The sequence below is a fragment of the Streptomyces sp. B1866 genome (genome assembly GCF_031932565.1).
Classification (GTDB): domain Bacteria; phylum Actinomycetota; class Actinomycetes; order Streptomycetales; family Streptomycetaceae; genus Streptomyces.
Map to the genome: position 1 here is coordinate 1 of NZ_JAVSCF010000376.1, position 4,356 is coordinate 4,356.

The 4,356-nt window shown below is 75.0% G+C and carries 4 protein-coding genes; 3 read left to right on the forward strand and 1 reads right to left on the reverse strand.

The features are described 5' to 3' along the window. On the forward strand, positions 1 to 200 hold a 200-nt coding region (locus RKE29_RS28225; RefSeq protein ID WP_312008524.1), incomplete at its 5' end, for a hypothetical protein. Here the strand turns inward: RKE29_RS28225 and RKE29_RS28230 are convergent. Beyond that, the gene (locus tag RKE29_RS28230) at positions 167 to 1,111 is read right to left on the reverse strand and encodes a LysR family transcriptional regulator (RefSeq protein WP_312008526.1); all 945 of its coding nucleotides are present in this window, start codon (positions 1,109 to 1,111) and stop codon (positions 167 to 169) included. The two genes, RKE29_RS28225 and RKE29_RS28230, sit on opposite strands and share 34 nt — an antisense overlap. A gap of 80 nt (positions 1,112 to 1,191) precedes the next feature. Here RKE29_RS28230 and RKE29_RS28235 point away from each other — a divergent pair, with 80 nt between their 5' ends. Both RKE29_RS28235 and RKE29_RS28240 read left to right on the forward strand, forming a co-directional pair. Next, positions 1,192 to 2,127: a DMT family transporter gene (locus RKE29_RS28235; protein WP_312008529.1), complete on the forward strand. Its 936-nt coding sequence runs from the start codon at positions 1,192 to 1,194 to the stop codon at positions 2,125 to 2,127. Positions 2,128 to 2,620: 493 nt separating this feature from the next. Then, positions 2,621 to 4,126, forward strand: coding sequence for a hypothetical protein (locus RKE29_RS28240; protein ID WP_312008527.1), 1,506 nt, complete (start codon positions 2,621 to 2,623; stop codon positions 4,124 to 4,126). Positions 4,127 to 4,356 lie beyond the last annotated feature (230 nt).

The following is a 4,356-nucleotide window of genomic DNA, read 5'->3' on the forward strand; positions in this document are numbered from 1 at the left end:
CCCGGCGGCCCCGGCCGCGCGGGGCGGCGCGCCCGGAGTGCGCCGCGGCCCGGGACCCGGGCGGCGGCTGGCGGCTGGCCGTCACCTGGCCCGACGGCACCCGGCAGGAGGCCCGCCTGGCACCGGGCGCGGTACTCGTCACCACGCCGACCGCGCCCTGCCGGGTTCACGGGGTCGCGGAGGTGCCGGGACCGGAGTGAGCCGCGTGGGTGTCCTGGCTTCGGATCTCCGCGGCGGCGCGGTGCAACCCGGCGAGGACGGTTCGGACGGCCTGTCGCGCGGTGCGTTCCGGCCGGTGGAGGACGTCGATGTGGCGTCGGGCGTGGACCTCGCCCAGCGGCCGCAGGACGAGGTCGGGGTGCTCGCGGGCGGTCCAGCGCGGCATCAGCGCCAGGCCGCCGCCCGCGGCCACGGCCTCGGCGGCCACGGCGAACTCGTTGATGCGGTGGACGATGTCGAGGCGGCGGTTGGCGACGCTGGCGATGGCTTCGATCGTGGACATGAGCGGGAAGCCGTCGTGGACGGTGATCCAGGGCTGGTCGGCCACGTCGTGCGGCAGGAGCAGCGCTCTGGAGGCCAGCGGGTGGCCGGCCGGCAGGGCCACGTCGAGCGGCTCCCGCAGCAGGGTGCTGGTGGTGACGGTGCGGGGCCAGGGCGGGCTGTGGTCGAGGCGGTGGGCGAGCACGAGGTCGTAGTCACGGGTGAGGGCGGGGAAGTGGTCCTGGGCGACGTCTTCGTCGGCGAGGGCCAGTCGTGGCCGGCCCGGCCCGGCGAGGCCGCGCAGCAGCAGGGGGAAGAACGCGGCGGCCGCGCTGTGGAACGCCGCCAGCGAGACGTCGCCGTCAGGCCGCTCGGTGAAGTCGGTGACGGCGTGTCGCGCCCGGGCCAGGGCCGTCTCCACCTCGATGGCCGCGCGGGCCAGGGTCTGCCCGGCCTCGGTCAGCACCACCCGGCGGCCGGCGCGCTCGGTGAGCGGGACGGGGATCGAGCGCTGCAACAGGCGCAACTGCTGGGAGATCGCGGAAGGCGTCACGTGCAGTGCCTCGGCGACGGCGCTGACACTGCCCAGTTCTCCCAGTTCCCGCAGGATGCGCAGCTGCCGCTCGTCCACGCGGACAGTGTAGGGCCGCTACAGCTTCGCTTTAGAAGCTGGTGATGGTCTTCAACATCCTGCTGGTGCAGCGTGGGGACATGCCCGCTGAACGCCGTACCGACGCCGTGCTGTTCCTGATCGCGCTGGTCTGGGGTTCCAGCTACCTGGCGGCCAAGACGGCCACCGGCGCGCTCCCGGTCACCACCGTGCTGTTCGCCCGGTACGCGCTCTCCGCGCTCGCGTGCGCAGTCCTGGTCGCCGCCCGCCGCGGGGCACGCCGCTGGACCCGCGCGGAGGTCGGCGCGGGGTCGCTGCTGGGGGTCACGCAGGCGGCCGTTCTGGTGCTGGAGACCTACGGGGTCGCGCACACCAGCGCCGCGAACGCCGGGCTGATCATCAGCCTGACCATCGTGCTGACGCCGCTGCTGGACCGGACCGCTCGACGTCGCAGGCCGCCCTGGACGTTCTTCGCCGCCGCCGGCCTGTGCGTCCTGGCCGTCGGACTGCTCACCTCCGGCACCGGACCGCGCGCGCTACGGCTCGGCGACGCCCTGATGCTCGCCGCCGCGGTCGTACGCGCCGGGCACGTCGCGCTCGTCGGACGGCTCACCGCCCGCCGCCCCATGGACCCGCTCCACCTGACGACCGCGCAGACCGCCGTCGGCTCGGCGCTGTTCCTGGCGCCCGCCCTCACGCACCTGCCCGACCTGGCCCGCAGCAGCGCCGCCGCCTGGTCGCAGCTGATCTATCTCGCCCTGTTCTGTAGCGTTTTCGCCTTCCTCGCCCAGACCTGGGCCGTGCAGCGCACCTCCGCCAGCCGGGCCAGCCTGCTGCTGGGCACCGAGCCGATCTGGGCCGTCGCGGTCGGGATCAGCCTCGGCGGCGAACGGCTCACTGTGTGGGCCTTTGTCGGCGCCGTGCTCATGGTCGCCGGAACGTACTGGGGCCAGGCCGTCGAACGCGCCCATCGCACCACCGCCACCACCGCGGACGAGGACGGCGCGCGCTCCGCCCCGACGCCTACCGGCGTCTGACCGCCGGTCCGACACCGCCCGGACCCTGACATCGGACCCGGCGTCGGCGGCCGGCGTCGTCGGGCAGGGCCAGGGGCGAGGACTGGGCCGGGGCGCGGGCGGGTAGGCATCGCCGGTCCGGGCCCCGGCGGTGTCCGCCGCGCCGGCCGGCCGCCACCGCGACGGTGCGGGGGCAGCCGTCATCACTTCCCCCCAACTCCCCGAAATCGCACGCTCACCTGTGCGAACGTGATGGGTTTCGTGAGCTAATATCCCCGACGGTTCCACCACGACTCTAGTCATCCACGACTCGCAAGGCACCTTGGATATGCCGGGCCGGTAGCGGAACGGCATATGCGCGCCCACAGGTGCTCCGCGCTCGTGCCGCGTCCGCCCACGACCGAGGATCCATGATCGACACCACAGCACCGCCGCCGTCCCGCACCTCCTGGAGCCCGCCGGACCACGGCACGCCGCCCGCCGCCCGCCACCGCCGCTAGCAGGGAGGGAACCCATGCGCGCCCCTACGCTGCTGCGTGTCCTGCTGGAGAAGCGGGGCTGGGCCGGCTGGTCCGCGTTCGGCATCCACTTCGCCCGGGCGGCGCGGCGGGCCGCCAAGGAGCTCGGCAACCACCGGCTGGCCAGCGTGACCGTCTCCAGCACCACCTTCAAACGGTGGCTCAACGGCGAGCAGATACCGCGCGGCGACGCCCGCATGGTGCTGGAGTACATGCTCGGCGTCAACGCCGACCAGCTCTTCCAGCCCGCGCCCAGCCGCGAGGTCGTCACCGCGCGCACCCCGCACCGCACGTCGCTGGCCGCGGCGCTGGCACTGGACTCGGCCTGGCTCAGCTCGTCGCTGTCCCCCGACTCCCCCGCCCCCGGGGTGGACGGCGTCTGGCGGCTGGGCGGCCTGCGGTTCTTCGACGGCACCTCGGTGGCCGTGCAGATGTACGAGGCCCGGGCCCAGGACGACGTGGTGCTGATCGGCCCGGAGGACCACCCGCACATGAAGTCCTTCGTGCAGCCCTCCCGCCGCGCGCTGCTGCTGGCCTCCCTGGGCGCGGCCGGCGGGGAGGGCCTGTACGTGCTGGACGCCGCGTACGCCCGCCGGCACCTGGCCGTCGACCAGCCGGTGGGCACGCTGCCGGTCCCGGCCCCGTACCGGCTGGACGACCTCACCTACGGCATCCTGTGGGCCGTCACGAACCTGGACGACAGCCTGCTGGCCGACGACCACACGCTCGACAGCGAGGAGCGGGAGCTGGCGCCCTACCTCGCGCAGTCCCGGTCGGCCGTGGCCCGGTCGGCCGCGCCCGAGCTGTCGGCCGTGGGCGCCGCCTGGCTCGGCTCGCGGTTTTGCATGCTGTACGTGTGCAAACGGCTGCGCGACCTTCAGGACGACTCCGAGCCGCTGCGCTTCTGGTGCCGCGAGCAGTGGGGCGAGGAGGCGTCGACCCTGCTGTTCTTCCGGCACCGGCACTCGGCCCTGTCCCGGGTCAAGGACCGGCACTCCGGCCCCGACGCGCCGCCGGGCGCCGCGTTCTGCCTGCCGGAGGCCAACGTGAAGGAGAGCGAGCGCTACGAGCGCGTGTTGTTATTCCTCGCGCTGGCGCTGCTGGAGCTGCGCGGCGTCACGGTGTGGGTGTGCACCGAACCGGAGTACGCCCAGCTCGACGCGTTCACGCTGACCCCCGACGGCCGGGTGATCGTGGCCAACTGGCTGCGCGGGGACGGCATCTGGCACGTCGACACCGCCGACCGCCGCCCCGAGGCGCACACCTACGCGCAGGCCGTCCACCACGCGCGCGCCACCAGCGTGGTGGCCGGGCCGACGCCGGCGGTCCGGCTGCGCGCGCTGGCCGACTACCTGGGCCTGGACTGGGCCTGGCTGACCGCGCGCTGCCGGGAGCTGGCCCACTACGGCACGCTCGGCATGCTGCGCCCGCGCAGCCGGCTGATCAGCCTGGACGAACTCGACGCGACGCTGCGGTTCGTGGGCGGGTTCGCGGCGGCGTGACCGGGCCCGCGGCCGGCCGTGCCCCGTCCCGGCCGGCCGCCGCACCGCCTTCGCCCGCACCGCCTTCGCCCGCGCCGTCCCAGCCCGCGCCCTCCGCGCCCGCGCGGGACGCACCTGTACGGGACGCGCCCGTACGGGCCGAGCCGTCCGCGCCGCGGCTATGGGCCGGTCCCAGGCCGGCGCGTACGGATCGCGGCCCGGCCGGGCGGCGGGCCGGGGCGCGATCCGGC